Origin of the sequence: Kribbella sindirgiensis (assembly GCF_004331435.1) — a bacterium.
In the GTDB taxonomy this organism is placed as follows: domain Bacteria; phylum Actinomycetota; class Actinomycetes; order Propionibacteriales; family Kribbellaceae; genus Kribbella; species Kribbella sindirgiensis.
This window is the reverse complement of the sequence record NZ_SJKA01000015.1, coordinates 164,637-182,347: the sequence shown is the minus strand read 5'-3', so window position 1 is coordinate 182,347 and position 17,711 is coordinate 164,637. Positions and strand designations below refer to the sequence as shown.

The 17,711-nt window shown below is 68.6% G+C and carries 11 protein-coding genes; all 11 read left to right on the top strand.

Going from position 1 to position 17,711, the window contains the following annotated elements; genetic code table 11:
* Positions 1–174: 174 nt before the first annotated feature.
* The 11 genes from E0H50_RS33115 to E0H50_RS33065 all read left to right on the top strand — a co-directional run bounded on the left by E0H50_RS33115 (position 175) and on the right by E0H50_RS33065 (position 17,656).
* On the top strand, positions 175–1,926 hold the full coding sequence (locus E0H50_RS33115) for an ABC transporter ATP-binding protein (RefSeq protein ID WP_238151537.1): 1,752 nt from the start codon (positions 175–177) through the stop codon (positions 1,924–1,926).
* Positions 1,919–3,700: an ABC transporter ATP-binding protein gene (locus E0H50_RS33110; RefSeq protein ID WP_131294926.1), complete on the top strand. Its 1,782-nt coding sequence runs from the start codon at positions 1,919–1,921 to the stop codon at positions 3,698–3,700. The genes E0H50_RS33115 and E0H50_RS33110 overlap by 8 nt, the downstream gene beginning before the upstream one ends.
* Before the next feature lie 854 nt (positions 3,701–4,554).
* The gene (locus tag E0H50_RS33105; RefSeq protein ID WP_131294925.1) at positions 4,555–5,481 is read left to right on the top strand and encodes an ABC transporter ATP-binding protein; all 927 of its coding nucleotides are present in this window, start codon (positions 4,555–4,557) and stop codon (positions 5,479–5,481) included.
* Positions 5,481–6,827, top strand: a complete 1,347-nt coding sequence (locus E0H50_RS33100; protein WP_131294924.1) for an ABC transporter permease — start codon at positions 5,481–5,483, stop codon at positions 6,825–6,827. The genes E0H50_RS33105 and E0H50_RS33100 overlap by 1 nt, the downstream gene beginning before the upstream one ends.
* A 97-nt stretch (positions 6,828–6,924) precedes the next feature.
* Positions 6,925–9,594: a bifunctional YncE family protein/alkaline phosphatase family protein gene (locus E0H50_RS33095; RefSeq protein ID WP_238151536.1), complete on the top strand. Its 2,670-nt coding sequence runs from the start codon at positions 6,925–6,927 to the stop codon at positions 9,592–9,594.
* Between the two features lie 25 nt (positions 9,595–9,619).
* Positions 9,620–10,282: a DNA/RNA non-specific endonuclease gene (locus E0H50_RS33090; protein ID WP_131294922.1), complete on the top strand. Its 663-nt coding sequence runs from the start codon at positions 9,620–9,622 to the stop codon at positions 10,280–10,282.
* Complete coding sequence (locus tag E0H50_RS33085; RefSeq protein WP_131294921.1) at positions 10,279–10,659, top strand: antitoxin YezG family protein; 381 nt, start codon at positions 10,279–10,281, stop codon at positions 10,657–10,659. Before E0H50_RS33090 ends, E0H50_RS33085 begins: the two co-directional genes overlap by 4 nt.
* A 469-nt stretch (positions 10,660–11,128) precedes the next feature.
* The gene (locus E0H50_RS33080; RefSeq protein WP_131294920.1) at positions 11,129–13,168 is read left to right on the top strand and encodes a HelD family protein; all 2,040 of its coding nucleotides are present in this window, start codon (positions 11,129–11,131) and stop codon (positions 13,166–13,168) included.
* Between the two features lie 49 nt (positions 13,169–13,217).
* Complete coding sequence (locus tag E0H50_RS33075; RefSeq protein ID WP_238151535.1) at positions 13,218–14,486, top strand: hypothetical protein; 1,269 nt, start codon at positions 13,218–13,220, stop codon at positions 14,484–14,486.
* A gap of 36 nt (positions 14,487–14,522) precedes the next feature.
* Entirely contained in the window at positions 14,523–15,908 is a 1,386-nt protein-coding gene (locus tag E0H50_RS33070) for a glucose-6-phosphate dehydrogenase (protein WP_202868436.1), read from the top strand.
* 89 nt (positions 15,909–15,997) lie between these two features.
* The gene (locus tag E0H50_RS33065; RefSeq protein ID WP_131294918.1) at positions 15,998–17,656 is read left to right on the top strand and encodes a carboxylesterase/lipase family protein; all 1,659 of its coding nucleotides are present in this window, start codon (positions 15,998–16,000) and stop codon (positions 17,654–17,656) included.
* The last annotated feature ends 55 nt before the right edge of the window (positions 17,657–17,711 follow it).

Sequence of the window (17,711 nt, the reverse complement as noted above, 5' to 3'; positions counted from 1 at the left end):
CCCCGCGAACGACCACTCAGAACTCAGGAATCACCAAGGCGTTCCGGTCGGTGGTTCGGCCGCCCGCGGGGCACACACCTAACCTAAATGTCGGTGGGGGCGGTTACGGTCGGTTGGGTGCTGACGCTGCTGCGGTACGGAGTGCGGGTTGCCCCTGGCGGAACGCTTCTGACGATGGGTCTGGCTGTCCTCGGTTCGGTGCTGGGGATGGCGGTCACGTTGCTGACCGGTCAGGTCGTCGGGGCGGTTCCAGGGGTGATCGACGGCGGCCCGGACGCGATGCCGATCGGTGAGTTCAGTTGGCTGCTGGGCGGCCTGCTCGCGGTCTTCGTCATCGACAGTCTGACCCCGGCACTGCATCAGGTGGCGTCCTTGGTGATGGACGCCGGCGTGGTCCGCGCGATCGGTACCGGCATCACCCAGCCGCTGCTCGAGCCGCGCCGGATCGAGCATCTCGAGGACTCCGAAGTACTCGACGTCCAGGAGCGCGCGAAGGGTCAGGGCGGCTTCCATCTCGCACAGGGGCTCGGGCAGTTGCCCTGGCTGATCGCGAGCCGGGTGACGCTGGTCGGTTCCGCGGTGATCGTCGGCGCGATGTTCGCGTGGTGGGTGGCCGCGATGCTGGTCGCGGTCACGATCCTCCTGGAGTGGTACGGCGGTCGCCTGATCGAGCGTGAGGTCGACGTCTGGTGGGGCAACACGGAGGAGCAGCGCCGGGCGCACTACTTGTTCAACCTCGGGATGCGGGACGCGCCGAAGGAACTGCGCGTGTTCGGTCTGCACAAATGGCTCGTCGAGCGGTACGTCGGCGACTGGACGGCCGGCTACCGCCCGGTGTGGGCGCGCCGCAAACGGAACGCGAAGTGGTCGCTGCTGATCGGCGGCGTCCACCTGATCGCGAACGGCGTCGCGATCCTCGCAGTCGGTCGCGCCGCCTACAACGGCACGCTGCCGCTCACGCAGGTCGCGACCACGCTGCCGGCGATCCTCGCGATCGGTCAGGCGAACAACGGGTACGGCGTCGCGCAGGTACGGCGCGGACTCTCGGCGTACCGCGCGATGCGGGACCTCCCGGCGACGATCGCCGAACGGCACCCGGAACCGGTCGTGAGCACGAAGCACCGGATCGAGACGATGCCGGCCCGCGAGATCCGGTTCGAGAAGGTGAGCTTCCACTACCCGGGCTCCGACCTCGCCGTACTCCGCGACCTCGACCTCACGATCCGCGCGCACGAAGCGCTCGCGCTGGTCGGCGTCAACGGCGCCGGCAAGTCCACCCTGGTGAAGCTGCTCGGCGGCGCGTACCGGCCGACGAGCGGCCGGATCCTCGTCGACGGCGTCGATCTCGCGGACCTGGACCTGGCCGCGTGGCAGCGGCGGGTGGCGGCGATCGTGCAGGACTTCCTGCGGTTCCCGTTGTCGGTGACGGACAACGTCGTGTTCGGCGCGGTCGAGCGCGCGGGTGACGAGCTCACGCTCGCCAGGGTCGCGCGCGAGTCCGGGATCGACGACGTGGTGCGCCGCCTGCCGAAGGGCTGGGACACCGTGCTGGACAAGACGTTCGACGGCGGCGTCGACCTGTCCGGTGGCGAGTGGCAGCGGGTCGCGCTGGCCCGGGCGTTGTTCGCGGTGCACGCGGGCGCGGGTGTCCTGGTGCTGGACGAGCCGGCCGCCGCGCTCGACGTACGCGCCGAGGCGGAGCTGGTCGAGCGCTATCTGGAGCTGACCTCCGGGGTGGCGTCGCTGATCATCTCGCACCGGTTCTCGGTGGTGCGCAACGCGGACCGGATCTGTGTGCTGTCCGACGGCCGGATCGTCGAGGACGGCACGCACGAGGAGCTGCTGGCCCACGACGGCGAGTACGCCGGGATGTTCCGGCTGCAGGCCGAGCGCTATGTCACGGGGACGGAGCCGGTCGATGCGTAGTCTGCGGATCCTCTGGCTGTGGCTGTCCACCTCCTTCCGGGCCGCGCCCGGTCTGATGGCGATCTCGACCGTGCTGGTCGCGGCGCGCGCGATCACGGCACCGACCCAGACGTACGGCGTGAGCCGGCTCGTCGACGGGATCGCGGCGGACCGGTCGAGCACGATCGCGCTGGGGATCGCGATCATCGTCGGCGGCCTCGCGGTGTCGTTCCTCGCCGACGGACTCGGGTGGCCGTTGCAGGACACCGCGCAGGAGCGGATGGCCGGCCGCGTGCACGCGGACCTGCTGGACGTGACGACCGGGATCCCCGGGTTGTCGCACCACGAGCGTCCTGACGTCGCCGACCGGCTAGAGCTGGTGCGCGAGAAGGCGTGGCGGATGGGCGTCGGCGCCGAGGTGCTGTTGTGGGCGTTCGGGACGGTGACCAACACCATCACCGTCCTCACGCTGCTCGGGTCGGTCCATCCGGTGCTGCTCCTGCTGCCGTTGCTGGGCGGTGCGCGGATCTGGTCGGCGTACCTGAGCAGCACGCGGCAGAGCAAGGCGTGGGAGGACTCGATGCCGCAGGAGCGGCTCGTCGACAAGCTGATCGAGATGGCGAAGGACCCGCGGACCGGCCTGGAGCTGCGGGTGTTCGGGCTCGGAAAGGTGTTGCTGGACAAGATCTTCGCGTTGCAGACGCAGCGGTTCGACCGCCGGGTCGAGGCCGCGCGCTGGGGCGGCAAGGTGGACGGCTCGGTGCGGCTCGCGTTCGGTCTCGCGTACGCCGCGGCGATCGTCTGGGTCGTGGTGCGCGCCCGGCACGGGCAGGCGTCGGCGGGTGACGTCGTCCTCGTCCTGCTGCTCGCGCCGCAGGTCGATCAGATGACCGGCGGTATCGCGCAGAACGTGTACTGGGTCGGTGAGGTCGTGCGCAGCTTCGGCCGGTACGACTGGCTGCGCGAGTACGCGAAGCAGAACTCGTGGCGGTCCAGCGTCGCGGCGGCGCCGGACCGGATCACGACCGGTATCGAGCTGCGCGATGTCGGATTCTCGTATCCTGGTTCGGATTCCGCGGTCCTCAGCGACCTGAACCTGACTGTCCCGGCCGGTTCGGCCGTCGCGCTGGTGGGGGAGAACGGCGCCGGTAAGACCACGCTGGTCAAGCTGCTCGCCCGGATGTACGACCCGACCACCGGGAAGATCCTCGTCGACGGTGTGGACCTGGCGACGGTCCAGCCGGACGCGTGGCGGTCGCAGCTGTCGGCGGGGTTCCAGGACTTCGTGAAGTTCGAGTTCACCGCGCGGGAGGTCGTCGGGATCGGCGACGTCGAGCGGGCGGCCGACGAGGGCGCGGTCCGGACGGCTGTCGTACGCGGCGATGCCGAGTCGGTGATCGCCGGGCTGCCGCGCGGGCTGGACTCTCAACTGGGCAAGAAGTTCACCGACGGCGTCGAACTGTCCGGCGGGCAGTGGCAGCGGCTCGCACTGGCCAGGGCGTTCATGCGCGAGCGCCCGCTGCTCCTGCTGCTCGACGAGCCGACCGCGGCCCTCGACCCGGAGGCCGAGCACCGCCTCTACGAGCAGTACGCGTCCGCCGCGAAGATCGCCGCGGCCGAGACCGGCGGCATCACCGTGCTGGTCTCGCACCGCCTCTCCACGGTCCGCATGGCCGACCTCATCGTGGTCATGCACAACGGCCGCGTCGAAGAGGTCGGCACCCACGAGGACCTCCTCACCGCCGGCGGCCGCTACGCCGAACTCTTCGAACTCCAGGCCCGCGCATACCGCTGACCGCCCGGGCACCGACAGGACGTGTCGAGTGGCTGGGTAGTGCACCTGAGCGTGATCGCGCGCGCGTACGGCGTCCCACCGGTGCTCTACCCGTCGAGCCGCCCCCGGCACCCGCACCCCGCACAGACCCCGTCGCCGCTGTCGCTCCCCAAACCAGTTCGGGGAGCCCTGCACCCCCACAACGGCACATCATCGTCCCCAAACCGGTTTGGGGAGCCCTCGCGGCCTGGGAGGTCGTGCCCCGTTTGCTTTGCTGCCGGTCCAGGGGGTGAACCCTGACAGTGGGGAAACAAAATTGCAGATCGCGACAATTTCTTTCCCACCAAGACAACTCACCCACTCCAACGACACCACACACCGTCGCCGGGGCGCCGCCGAAACCCCACCACTCGATACACCGGACCGATACCGGCAACCGGGACCACGAACTGGGGACCGGGAACAGGCGATGGTGACTGGGAACAGGCGATGGTGACTGGGGACAGGTAATACCGGGTGCCTACCCGCCATTGCCTGTTCCGCGATCCCAGGCCGGTTGATCACCAACCCACACATCGGACAGGAGAGCCGGTATTACCTGTTCCCGGCAACCAGCACCTGTCCCTACTCCCCACCGGTCGCCCCGGCTGGAGTTCGCGGTCGGCCGGTTGCGGGGGGCAGCACCTTCTGGGTGTTGGGGACAGGGAATACCAGGTGCGAGCCCACCAGAACCTGTCTTACGGGCGAGCGGATCGAACCCGGGATGCGCGACTGAGAGGGCCCTGAGAGCTGGGGTGACAGGAGTTCCCCTCAGTTCGCCAATAGTTAACCTTCGGTCCCCACTCCTAGGTATATTGCTTCCTAATGTATTAACCATGGACGCACCACCCGCTGTCCGTGCCCGCGGCATCACCAAGTACTTCGGTGAGGTCGTCGCACTCGACAGCGTCGACCTCGACGTCGCACCCGGCCAGGTCCACGGTCTGGTGGGACCCAATGGAGCCGGCAAGACCACGCTCCTCGGACTACTGCTCGGCCTGGCTGTTCCCGACCGCGGCGACCTGGAGATTCTCGGTACGCCGGTCGGGCGCGCCCTCGCCGTACCCGACGGTGTCGCCGGCTTCGTCGACGGCCCCGGCCTGTACCCGTCGATGACCGCCAAGCAGAACCTGGCCGCCCTGGCCCGGCTGCGCGGTGACCGCACGACGAACATCGACGACGCGATCGACCAGGTCGGCCTGACCGATGTGGCCGACGACCGGGTCCGCGGGTTCTCGCTCGGCATGCGTCAGCGTCTCGGCCTCGCCGCCGCGCTGCTCACCAAGCCGCGGCTGCTGATCCTCGACGAACCGTCGAACGGCCTCGACCCGGCCGGAAAGAAGCACGTGTACGGCGTCCTCACCCGGCTGGCCGCGGACGGTACGGCGGTGATGCTGTCGAGTCACCGGATGGACGATGTCGAGGCGCTCTGCTCCGAGGTGACGATCCTGTCGACCGGACGCGTCGCGTTCTCTGGCCCGATCAGCAAGCTGGCCTCGGAGGACAGCGAACTCGACTACCGCGTCCGCACCTCCGACCCGGCGGCCGCTCGTCGCATCGCCCGCGAGACCAAGGGCATCCGGCTGCGCGATCAGGAACCGGACAGCGTCGAGCTGCTGGTGATCTCGTCGGCGGTCCCGGCACTGGACGAGTTCGTGAAGCGGCTGGTCCGCGACGACATCGCCGTCCGCGAACTCGCACCGGTGGTGTCGCCACTCGAAGCCGCCTTCGTCGCCCTCACCGAGCAGCAGGAGACCAACTGATGACGGCCACCTTGACTGCCCCTGAGAGCCCGGTCGTCCGCCGAGTGCCGATCGTCCGCGGGTATCGCTTCGAGCTCGTCAAGCTACTGACGCAGTGGCGAGTCCGGGTACTGATCGTCGCGTGCTGGCTGGTGCCCGCGCTCTTCGTCGCCGTCGTGAGCCAGCAGGCCTCGCTGCCGGTCGACACGCTGTTCGGTCGCTGGATGCACGCCACCGGATGGGCCGGTCCGCTGGTCCTGCTGGGTTTCTCCGGTTCCTGGGCGTTGCCGCTGCTGACCTCGTTGATCGCCGGTGACGTCTTCGCGGCCGAAGACCGCCTCGGGACCTGGCGCCATCTGCTGGTGGCGGTCCGGTCGCCGCGCCGGATCTTCGTCGCGAAGGCGCTGTCCAGCCTGACCGTGATCCTGGTCCTGGTGATCGGCCTGGTCGTGTCGAGCACGATCAGCGGCCTGCTGGTTGTCGGCAACCGGCAGCTGATCGGTCTCGACGGTCACCTGCTCGCACCGGGCAGCGCGGCCGGCACCGTCTTCCTCGCCTGGCTGTGCGCTCTCGCCCCGACTCTCGCGCTCGCCGCGATCGGACTGCTGGGTTCGGTCGCACTCGGTCGATCGCCGATGGGTCTGTTGCTCCCGGCGGTCGTCGCGCTCGCGATGCAGATCGTTCAGCAACTGCCGGTCCCGGTCGCCTTCCGCCTCGCGCTTCCCGGCTACGCGTTCATCAGCTGGAACGGCCTCTTCACTCGTCCGGCCCAGCTCGGCCCATTCCTGATCGGCGTGATCGTCAGCCTGGTCTGGGCCTTCGTCGCGACCGGCCTCGCGTACGTGATCTTCGTACGCCGTGACTTCACCAACCCGACCGACGACGGAACCGGACGTCTCGCGTTGACGGCCGGTCTGCTGCCCCTCGTCGTACTGCTCGGGGTCACCACGGCGGCCGTCGCTCCGGGGACCGGGTTCGGGTCGGGGATCGATCAGGGCAAGGTGCAGCGGGCGCTTGCGGTCGAGTTCGCGCACCTGTACCGGCTGCAGACCAAGCAGCTGAACCGCGCCGACGTGACCGAGGCACAGTTGCAGAGCGCCGCCGAGTGCACCAAGGGCGGCGACCAGGTCGCGGCGCGCGGACCCGGCAACGACTGGCGCTGCGTCGTGAGCTGGCACATCCCCGGAGTGCAGGCGGCCGGTTCGGCGATCTACCAACTCGACATCAACCCACTCGGTCGGTACGTCGCCGACGGGGACGGACCGAAAGAAGTTAACGGCTTCTTCCTGGTCCGCACCCCGTCCGGGGACGAACCGAACCCCCTGTGGCAGTTCGACGGCAACATCGAACTGCTACCTGCCAACTGAAGCCCCAACCGAAGGGACAACTCCCATGCAGGTAACACGCCATCGCAGGCGTGACGACGAGGGCTCGCCAAGTACCCTCCGGCGGAGAGTACCACTGGTGACGGCGGGTGCCACGGCCGTTGCCGTGACCCTGGCCGGCACCGCGGTCGCCTCGACGACCGGCTTCGGTCACGACCAGGTCGGGCAGGTCACCGACAAGGGTCAGGTCATCTCGTCCGACCAGTACCTCAAGCCGATCGGCGACCGTCTCGTCCTCCAGAAGGGCAAGATCATGTCGTCCACGGTCAGCCCGGACGGCAGCCACCTGGCGGCCTCCGTGACCGACGGCGGGATGGCGCTCGCGATCATCGACCTGAAGAGCTGGAAGGTCCAGCAGTACATCGGTAACAACGCCGCCGCGGATCTCAAGATCCCCGGCAACGACGTCGGCCAGGAAGGTCCGACGTACTCGCCGGACGGTTCGCAGGTCTGGCTGGGGCAGACCGACGGCTACCGGAAGTTCACCGTGAATTCGGACGGCTCGCTCGCGAACCCGACGTTCGTGGCGATCCCGGCCGACGGCGCCAAGCACTCACTGGCGGCAGAGGCCGTGTTCTCCCCGGACAGCTCCATGGTGTACTCCGCGGTGAACGGCCAGAACCGGGTCGTCGCGATCGACACCGCGACCGGCGCGATCAAGCAGAGCTGGGCGACCGGCAACGCGCCCCGCGACCTGGTTGTCGTCGGCAACAAGCTGTACGTGAGCAACGAGGGCGGGCGGACCGCGAGGCCGGGTGACCCGACGATCAACTCGTACGGTACCCAGGTCGTCGCCAACCAGAACGCGATCACCACGACCGGTACGGTCAGCGTGATCGACCTGGCGAACCCGGCCGCCGCCGTCGGCAGCATCGATGTCGGTCTGCACCCGACCGCGTTGTACGCGAAGAACGGCGTCGTGTTCGTCACCAACACCGCCACCAACAGCGTGTCCGTCATCGACACCAAGCGCGGCAAAGTCGTCCAGACGATCGCCACCCAGCCGTGGCCGGTGGCGTCGGTCGGCTACGAGCCGGACGGTGTCACGCTGACCGACGACGGCCACTTGCTGGTGTCGCTCGGCCGCGCGAACGCCGTCGCGGTCTACAAGTACCGCAATCCGCTCGAGCCGGTCAGCTACGTCGGCCTGCTGCCGACGGACTACTTCCCGGCGGAGCTCGCGCAGGTGGGCAAGGACATCGTGGTGTCCAACACCCGGGGCATCGACGCCCGCCGCGAGACGACCGCCGCGGGGCACAGTACGCACGACACCACGTCGAGCCTGACCAAGTTCCAGTTGCCCGACGACCACGCGATCGAGAAGTACACGCAGACGGTCTTCGACCAGAACGGCTGGACGAAAGGCTCCGCCCAGGTCGCCACGGACAGCGGCCACCGGAACCCTGTGCCCGTTCCGGCCAAGCTCGGCGACCCGTCGACGATCAAGCACGTCTTCCTGATCGTCAAGGAGAACCGGACCTACGACCAGCTGTACGGCGACATCCCCGAGGGCAACGGCGATCCGGCGCTGGCGCAGTACGGCGAGAACGTCACGCCGAACCAGCACGCGCTGGTCAAGCAGTTCGGGCTGTACGACAACACCTACGACATCGGCACGAACTCCGCCGAGGGGCACAACTGGCTGATGCAGGCCGACAATCCGGAGTACACCGAGTCCTCGGCCGGTGAGTACCTGCGCAGCTACGACACCGAGAACGATGCCCTCGGCCACCAGAAGAGCGGTTTCCTCTGGACCGGTGTGCAGGCGGCCGGCAAGTCGGTGAAGAACTTCGGTGAGTTCCTGTCGATCGAGCAGAAGCCCGCCGACGGCACCTGGCAGAACTACTACTGCGACACCAAGAACATCATCGCGACCGGGGCGGACACCAAATACCCGATCACGACCGGGTCTGCGATCCCGTCCCTGAACAAGGTGTCGGTGCAGGGCTTCCCGCAGTTCGACACCAGCGTCCCGGACATCTACAAGACCGAGATCTGGCGTAAGGACTTTCTCAAGAACGGTCCGGCGAACCTGAACATGTTCTGGCTCTCCAACGACCACACCGGTGGTCCGGCCAACGGTCCGGCGCAGGTTGCCGACAACGACCTGGCCACCGGCCGGATCGTCGACCAGATCACCCACAGCAAGTACTGGAAGGACTCGGCGATCTTCGTCGTCGAGGACGACTCGCAGGCGGGTCTCGACCACGTCGACGGGCATCGGGCGCCGATCCAGATCATCAGCCCGTACGCGCAGCACGGTGCGGTGGACAGCCACTACTACACGCAGATCATGATGATCCGGACGATCGAGCAGATCCTCGGGACGAAGCCGATGAACCAGAAGGACACCGCGGCCACCCCGATGTTCGGCGCGTTCACCAGCAAGCCGAACTACACGCCGTTCACGGCGCTCCCGAACCGGGTCGCACTGACCGACGGCCTGAAGACCCCTCCGTCCTGCGGTCTCGACGTGCCGGCGGCGCAGAACCCGGCGGTCGCCGCGGCGCCGACGGTGACCGTCCCGGCCGGTATGGAGTCGATGGCGGCGCAGTGGTCGGCTTGGAAGGACCACCAGCGGACCACCGGCCCGAACGCTCGCGCCGACTTCGCGAACCCGGCCCAGATGAACCACTACAACTGGTACGAGGCGCACAACTGGTCCCTGCCGTACCCCGGCGAGACCCAAATCGTCGACCCGCAGAACGTTCCTGGCGCGGTGATCCCGGCCGCCGAGAACGACGGCTGACACCTTCGACCGGTAGAAAGTACGCATGCCTGAACGACCGTCGCGGGCGTCGGCCCGGATCGAGCAACCCGCCGATCCGGCCGACGTCCGCGCCGTCGGTTACGGCCCGGACGACGTACCTGTGGTGCCGGACAAGTACGCCGGCCTGCCGGTGCACAAGGAAGCGTCCGGGCGCGGCGACCACTGGAACGCGCAGCTGATGGAGCCGGAGCCGGCGTCGGTGTACCTCGTCGACGACCGCTACCTGTACGTCACCGACGACCACGGCCGGGTGGCGCACGCCGAGGGCTGGCTCGGCTGGTTGCCGGCGAAGGAGAACGACGAGCGCCGAAACCTCGAGGCGCAGCGGGAGGCGGGAGAGCCCGACCGGCAGCGCACGGACGACGGCGGGCATCTGTTCGCGACCAAGTTCGCGGGCCCGGGGGAGTCGATCAACCTCACCGCCCAGTCGCAGGAGCAGAACCGGGCGGTGAAGGGCAGCGAGAACTGGCGCCGGATGGAGGAGACCTGGCAGGCCCTGCGGACCTCAGGTGTCCAGGTGCACGCCGCGATCGACGTCAAACATCCGAACGGTACGACGCGCCGCCCGTCCAGCCGCACGGTGATCGACCACAAGCAGGGTGAACGGTCGCCCCGGCGTATCTTCAGGGAGACACAACCGAAACCAACCGGACGAGGGGCTGGATGAGCGAGATCGGTGTGATCGACACGATCGCCCGCGCCCTGGTCGCGGACCTGCCGGCCGGGTGGCGTGAGGTCAGTGCGGTCTACCGGGCGACGACGTCGTACGCCGAACTGGACGGCGCGGTCGACGGCGCGCAACTGGATCCGTTGCCGGACGGGCTCGAGGATCATTTCGAGGAGCTGCGGCGGGAGATGTACCAGCCGGGCAAGGGCACGTGGTTGACGGCGAAGGTGACGGTGACGGCGACCGGGCACTTCGCGACGGACTTCGACTACGACCACGAACCGGAGTGGTCGATCCCTGTCGACGAAGGCATCTACGCGACAGACCTGGCCGCCTTTCCCCGGGACGCCGAGAACACGCCCGACTGGCTGCGGTAATTCGGCTCTCCTGCCGTAGGTGTGGGTGTGTTGCGGGGGCAGGAGACAGGTCGTGGTGGGCGGGGACCTGGTATTTCTTGTCCGCGCCCCCCAGTTCCTGTCTCCCGCCCCTAGCAACCTGTCGGTTTGGTTCCGGATTGGGGAGGCTAGGCACCTGCAACACACACCTGCAACGACCTGCAGGACTCCCCAAGCTCCGAGCCCTGCCCCGGGAACGCGACTCGCCGTTGGCGCCCCGGAGCCGCGGACCGGGGAGGATATCTTCCCGGATCGGGCAGAAAATCCTCCCCACACACCGCCTCCTCCCCACACATGCCGCCGCAAGATATCCAGTCCTGTGGCCGGTAATTCGGTGGCCGCCCACCGGAGCGGCTGGTAACGTCGCCGGTCTGTCTTTTCGGGATCGAATCGAACCGGATGGATCTGCTCCGGGGCGGGACCCAGCTCACGATTCGAGGGCTCTTCGACAATGGTCGAACCGGAAGTAGCAACCGAGCGCGCCTATCTCTCCACCGCCCGCACCGCGCTCCGCGGGATGTACGCCGAGGTCGTGGACCGTGAGGTCCAGATCATCGGCGGCGAGGACAACGACGAACGCTTCACCAACGAGGCCAACCAGCGGGCCAAGGAGATGCGCACCCACGCGCTCCTCGACCTGCCCGACGTACCACTGTTCTTCGGCCGGCTCGACTACGAGCACGGCACCATCGAGGACCTGGACCAGATCTACATCGGCCGCCGGCACGTCCACGACGGCACCGGCGTACCGCTGGTGATCGACTGGCGCGCACCGGTGTCGGTGCCGTTCTACCGGGCGACCCACAGCGACCGGCAGCACGTGCTGATGCGCCGCCGGTACGGCTTCTCCGATCACGCGGAGCTGACCGGTTTCGAGGACGAGCCGCTGACCGGGGTCGTCGACGGCGGTGTTGGTTCTGGCCAGGCGGACGCGTTCCTGCGGTCCGAGATCGAACGGCCGCGCACCGGGCCGATGCGCGACATCGTGGCCACGATCCAGCCGGAGCAGGACGACCTGGTCCGGGCGCCGCTGCATCCGAGCGTCTGCGTGCAAGGCGCGCCCGGCACCGGCAAGACCGCGGTCGGTCTGCACCGCGTCGCGTACCTGCTCTACACCGAACGCGAACGGCTCGGCCGCGGCGGTGTCGTGATCGTCGGACCGAACCGGTCCTTCCTGTCGTACATCCGCAAGGTCCTGCCCGCGCTGGGTGAGGTCGACGTCCGGCAGATCACGATCGACGAGCTGCTCACCCGGCCGGCCGCGGGCGCCGACGCGACGGACGCCGAGCGGCTGAAGGGCGACGCGCGGATGGCCGACGTACTGCGCCGCGCGTTGTGGTCGTACGTCGGTACGCCGACCGAAGGAGTCCTTTACAGCAAGGGATCCCGGCGTTACCGGGTGCACGACTACGAGGTCGTCGACATCGTGTCGGACCTGCGCGAGTCGACCCGGTACGCGCCCGGGAGGAACGCGCTCGCACAGCGGATCGCGCATGTCGTGCTGGTCCGGATGGAGGAGCGGGCCGAGTCGCCGGACGACCGGGTGCAGAACGCGGTCGCACGGTCGAAGCCGGTGAAGGACGTCCTCGACTCGGTCTGGCCGCGGGTCGCTCCCGAGCAGGTGCTGCACCGGCTGTTCTCGGACGCCGACTTCCTGGCCGCCGCAGCGCCGGACCTGACCGATGACGACCGTACGGCGTTGCTCTGGCCGAAGCCGCCGCGCTCGTGGAAGTCGGCGAAGTGGTCGTTCGCGGACACCGTCCTGCTCGACGAGCTCGAGGACCTGATCGAGCGGCGGACCGGCTCGCTCGGGCATCTCGTTCTGGACGAGGCGCAGGACCTGTCGGCGATGCAGTTGCGAGCGCTCGGCCGGCGCTGCCGGACCGGATCGGCCACCGTGCTCGGTGATCTCGCGCAGGCGACGACGCCGTGGGCCGCCGGATCGTGGGACCGCGTGCTCGGGCATCTCGACAAGGGCGACGGTGTCGTGGCCGAGCTCGACCGCGGGTTCCGGGTGCCGGAGCAGATCATCAGGTTCGCGGCGAAGCTGCTGCCCGAGATCGCGCCGACGCTCGGCGTACCGACTGGCGTCCGGACGGTCGCCGACGCGCTGAGTATCGTCTCGGCCGGCGAGTCGACGCTCGCGGACGAGGTGGTCGCGGCCTGCCGGGCTGCCCTGGCCGGTGAAGGATCGGTCGCGCTGATCGCCGCCGACGATCAGGTCGGCCGGCTGCGGGACGCGCTGGCGGCCGCGGGGCTGGAGGTCGCACTGATCGGCGAGACCGAGGACGAGATCGACACCGTGCGCCTGGTGTGCGTGCCCGCGACGCTGGCCAAGGGCCTGGAGTTCGACGCGGTCGTGGTCGCCGAGCCCGCCCACATCGTCGCCGCCGAGCCCCGCGGTCTGCACCGGCTGTACGTCGTCCTCACCCGAGCCGTCAGCCGTCTCCAGATCATCCACGCCGAACCACTGCCGGGCGCTTTGGCCTGATCGCGGCGTTATCGTCCGGTGTGCACGCAGCCGGATCGGGGAGGCGCAAGTGAGCGGTTTGATCGTCCTGATGGTGATCGCCGTGCTGCTGGTCGTGGCGGCGATCGTGTGGGGGATCGTCGCGCTCGTCCGCCGCCAGCAGTACATCGGGTCGATCCGGCAGCGGGGCTGGAGTTTCGTCGACAGCCCGACGTTCGACGCGGTGGCCAGGCTGAGCAATCCGCCGTTCGGCGTCGGGTTCCTGCGCAAAACCGACGACCAGATCACCGGGCTGACCGCGGCCGGCCGTCCGTTCCAGGTGATCGAGTACAAGTCGACGTACTGGTCGGGCTGGGTCGGCATGGTGACGTTGTCGCGGCGGCTCCCCGAGCTGTGGATCACCGGCGGCGAGACCGCACCGCGGTACGGCGTACTCGCGCACGGCGTACACGCTCCGGCGCAGCTCGGGCCGGGCTGGCAGGTCGGCGCGATGAACCCCGCGTTTGCTCAGGAGGTGATGACGTCCAAGCTGTGCACGCAGCTGAACGTGCTGGCAGCCGGGCAGCCCGGCGTGAATCTCGGCGTCGACGGCGACCAGATCGTCGTCCTGAATCCGCCCCGCAAGGAGCTCGATCAGCTCGGCCCGTGGCTGGAGCAGCTCGGCGCGATCGCGGCGGCGATCGACGCGACACCGCTCGACCACTGGATCCAGCCGGAGCCGGAGCCGCGCCTGAGGTTCTATCACCACCCGGACTGGTACTGGATCGGCGTCGACGACAACCTGCTGCACTACACACCGGTCCGCGGTGGCGGTTACGGTCACCGCACCGACGAGGTGATTCGCGGGCGGGACGGCGACGGGCCGCCGTTCGTCGCGTTCAAGCACCACTGGAAGACCTCGCGCACCGAGTCGTACACCGACAGCGACGGCAACTCGCGGACGCGGACCGTGGTCGAGAACCACTCGGAGCCGATCCTCGGCTTCCAGTTGCCGGCCCGGATGCCGCAGCTGAGCGTCGGGCCGAAGGGTTTCCGCGACGGCATCAGCTTCGAGAGCGCGGCGTTCAACGACCGGTTCGCGGTGCATTCGGCGGACACGAAGTTCGCGTACGACGTGATTCATCCGCGCCAGATGGAGTACCTGATGGCGACGCCGGGCGCGCCGTTCCGGATCGTCGAGGACTGGGTCTGGTTCACGCCGGGGGAGCACAGCCAGCCCGCGATCGCCTTCTGCGCGGCGTACCTGCGCGGTTTCCTGGGCTGGGTCCCGCGGTTCGTGTGGCGCAACCTCGGCCTGCCGGACACGCCGTACCCATCCCTCGAGACAACCGTCGGGTAGGGAATGCGGTTGCCGCTCACGTGGTTGAGTGTGACCGTGTTGAGTCAACGAACCGTCGTCATCTTCGGCGCCAGCGGCGACCTGAGCTCCCGGTTGCTGCTGCCCGGCCTGGGCAGTCTGCTCGCCGGTCCGCGCGCTTCCGCCGTGCGGATCATTGGCACCGGCCGGTCCCCGCTCGCGGCGGACGACTGGACGGACCGCGTGCGGACGGCCTTCGCCTCGCAAGGGGAGATCGGGCCGGTTGCGGCGGAGACGCTCGCGACCACGCAGTACGTCGCCGGTGACCCGACGGACCCCGCGCACCTGCGGGCGCTCCTCGAGCTCGCCGGTCCGGCGCCGGTGCTGTACTTCTCGCTGCCGCCGGCCGTGGCGACCACGATCGTCGAGACGCTCCAGCGGGTCGAGCTGCCGGAGGGCACCGAGCTGGCGTTCGAGAAGCCGTTCGGTACCGACGCCGCGTCCGCGGCCGCGCTGAACAAGCTGGTCGGGTCGCTCGTTCCCGAGGAGAACGTGCACCGCGTCGACCACTTCCTCGGCCGCACCGCCGTCCTGAACCTGATCGGCCTGCGGTTCGCGAACCGGCTGTTCGAGCCCGTGTGGAACGCCGAACACATCGAGAGCGTCGAGATCGTGTACGACGAGACGCTCGGCCTGGAAGGTCGCGCGCAGTACTACGACAACGCCGGAGCGCTCGTGGACATGATCCAGAGCCACCTGCTGCTCGTCCTCGCCCTGCTCGCGATGGACGCACCGGCCACGATGGACGCGGTCGAGGTGCGGAGCGAGATGGCTCGGGCACTGCGAAGTACGCGCCTGTACCGGGGCTCCGGGGTGGATGCGAGCCGGCGGGCGCGGTACACGGCGGGTGTCGCGGGCGGTCGGGTTGTTCCGGCGTACGCCGGTGAAGCGGGAGTGGACCCGGAGCGGGAGACCGAGACGCTGGCCGAGGTGACGGTCGAGGTGGGTACTAACCGGTGGGCGGGTGTGCCGTTCACGCTGCGGTCGGGGAAGGCGCTCGGTGCCGCGCGCAAGGAGATCGTGATCAAGTTCAAGCCGCTGCGGCATCTGCCGTCCGGGCTGCATGGTGGGCGCGATGGCGAGACCTTGCGGATCGGGCTGAATCCGGGGGAGTTGTCACTGTCTGTCCCGGCGCTCGGTGTCGATGGGCCGTACACGATGGGGCAGGTATTCCTGGACGCGACGCTGCCGTCGGCGTCGGTACTTCCGTACGGCGAGGTGCTGAACGGGATCTTGCGGGGTGATCCGTTGCTCTCGGTGCGTGGTGACGTGGCTGAGCGCTGCTGGGAGATCGTCGAGCCGGTGGTTGCGGCGTGGAAGGCTGACGAGGTGCCGCTGGAGGAGTACGAGGCGGGGTCCGACGGGCCTGCGGAGTGGCAGGACTCCCGGGAGTCCGCGGCCTGAAACCAGGGACTCTCCCTGGGGCGACCGGTGGTCCCGAGCAGAAGAGTGGTGCCGACAACAAACCACTCTCCAGACGAGGTCCCCGAATCGTGAAGATCCCCCGCCGCCCACTACTCGCCGCAACTGCAGCGGCCGCCGCGCTGTCAGCAGCCGCCGCCCTGACAATCACCACGAGCGGCCTCCCCACCGCCGACGCGACGACAGCGACCACAGCGACCACGGCAACCTCCGCGACCTCCGGTTCCGCCGGGGGGCCGGTTGTTGTGACGGGTAATGGCGTCGTGCGGGGCGCGAGTGTTGATGGCACCTACTCCTTCCGCGGGTTGCCGTTTGCTGCGGCTCCGACGGGTGAGCTCCGCTGGCGGGCGCCGCAGCCTGCCGCGAGTTGGCGGGGTGTGCGGGACGCGACGGCGTACGGGCCGGGCTGTCCGCAGGCGCCGAGCGTGGTGACACCTGCTCAGCTGTCCGAGGACTGCCTGTTCCTGAACGTCTCCACGCCCGTACTGCGGACGGTGGCGAAGAAGCCTGTGGTGGTGTGGATCCACGGCGGCGGACTGACCGCGGACACCGGGGCCAACTACGACGGCACCAAGCTCGCGAAGGCCGGTGCGGTCGTCGTGACCGTCAACTACCGGCTCGGCGCCCTGGGATTCCTCGCCCATCCGGCGCTGGCATCGAGGGGAGCGGCCGGCAACTACGGCCTGATGGACCAGCAGGCCGCCCTCCGCTGGGTGCGGCGCAACATCGCCCAGTTCGGCGGCGACCCACACAACGTCACGATCGCCGGTGAGTCGGCGGGCGGCCTGTCGGTACTCGCACACGTCACCTCGCGCAGCTCCAAGGGACTGTTCCAGCGAGCCATCGTCGAGAGCGGCGCGTTTGCGCTGGAGCAGGAGCCGCTGGCGAAGGCGGAGACGTCCGGCAGGGAGTTCGCGACGAAGGTCGGCTGCGCGGATCAGTCGGCGGAGTGCCTGCGGAACGTTCCGGTCCAGGCGCTCGTAGACAACGTCGACTCAGCGAGTGCCACGATCCCGGGCGTGGTCGACGGAGCGGTGCTGAAGGAGTCGATCGGTACGTCGCTAGCCGCCGGCCGCTTCAACCACGTGACGATCCTCAACGGCAGCAACCACGACGAAGAGGCTCTCTTCACCCTCGGCGGCCGCGTCGTCAGCCGCGGCTACAACGTCTCGTACACCACACCGGTCACCGCGGCGAACTACGAGACCAACATCGCCACCGCGCTCCGGATATCACCCACCCAAGCCGCAAGCATCGCCGCTGACTACCCCCTCTCCGCCTACCCGACACCTGACAAGGCATTCGGCACGTTGATCGGCGACGCGACCTTCGCCTGCGGCGCGGCCCAGGTGAATACGTGGACTGCCCGCCGAGTCGCGACGTACGGCTATGAGTTCAACGACGACACCGCGCCGTTCCTCTTCGCCCCGCCCGGCCTCTTCTCGGTCGCGACGCACGGCTCCGAGATGTGGTACTTGTTCGACCTCCCGAACGCTCCCTTCCCGGTCCCGCTGAACGCCGAGCAGACCGCACTGGCCGACTCGATGCGTGCCGCCTGGGTCAACTTCGCGAAGACCGGCAACCCGTCGACCCACGCCGTCAGCTGGCCTCGGTACGGACACACCGGCAAGGTCCTGTCGCTGGAGCTCCCGGCAGCGCAGGTCTCGACGGACTTCGCGGCCCGTCATCACTGCACCACTTTCGCACAGAATCTTGACAAGGTTAAGTAATAGTTCCAATATCCTATCCGATTCGGTTCTCTCGATGAATTTCTCTGGGAAGAGG

What these genes read in the sequence shown, in the direction of transcription:
- E0H50_RS33115 (WP_238151537.1), top strand. Translation starts at nt 175, where the DNA reads ATGGGTCTGGCTGTCCTCGGTTCGGTGCTGGGGATGGCGGTCACGTTG.
- E0H50_RS33110 (WP_131294926.1), top strand. Translation starts at nt 1,919, where the DNA reads ATGCGTAGTCTGCGGATCCTCTGGCTGTGGCTGTCCACCTCCTTCCGG.
- E0H50_RS33105 (WP_131294925.1), top strand. Translation starts at nt 4,555, where the DNA reads ATGGACGCACCACCCGCTGTCCGTGCCCGCGGCATCACCAAGTACTTC.
- E0H50_RS33100 (WP_131294924.1), top strand. Translation starts at nt 5,481, where the DNA reads ATGACGGCCACCTTGACTGCCCCTGAGAGCCCGGTCGTCCGCCGAGTG.
- E0H50_RS33090 (WP_131294922.1), top strand. Translation starts at nt 9,620, where the DNA reads ATGCCTGAACGACCGTCGCGGGCGTCGGCCCGGATCGAGCAACCCGCC.
- E0H50_RS33085 (WP_131294921.1), top strand. Translation starts at nt 10,279, where the DNA reads ATGAGCGAGATCGGTGTGATCGACACGATCGCCCGCGCCCTGGTCGCG.
- E0H50_RS33080 (WP_131294920.1), top strand. Translation starts at nt 11,129, where the DNA reads ATGGTCGAACCGGAAGTAGCAACCGAGCGCGCCTATCTCTCCACCGCC.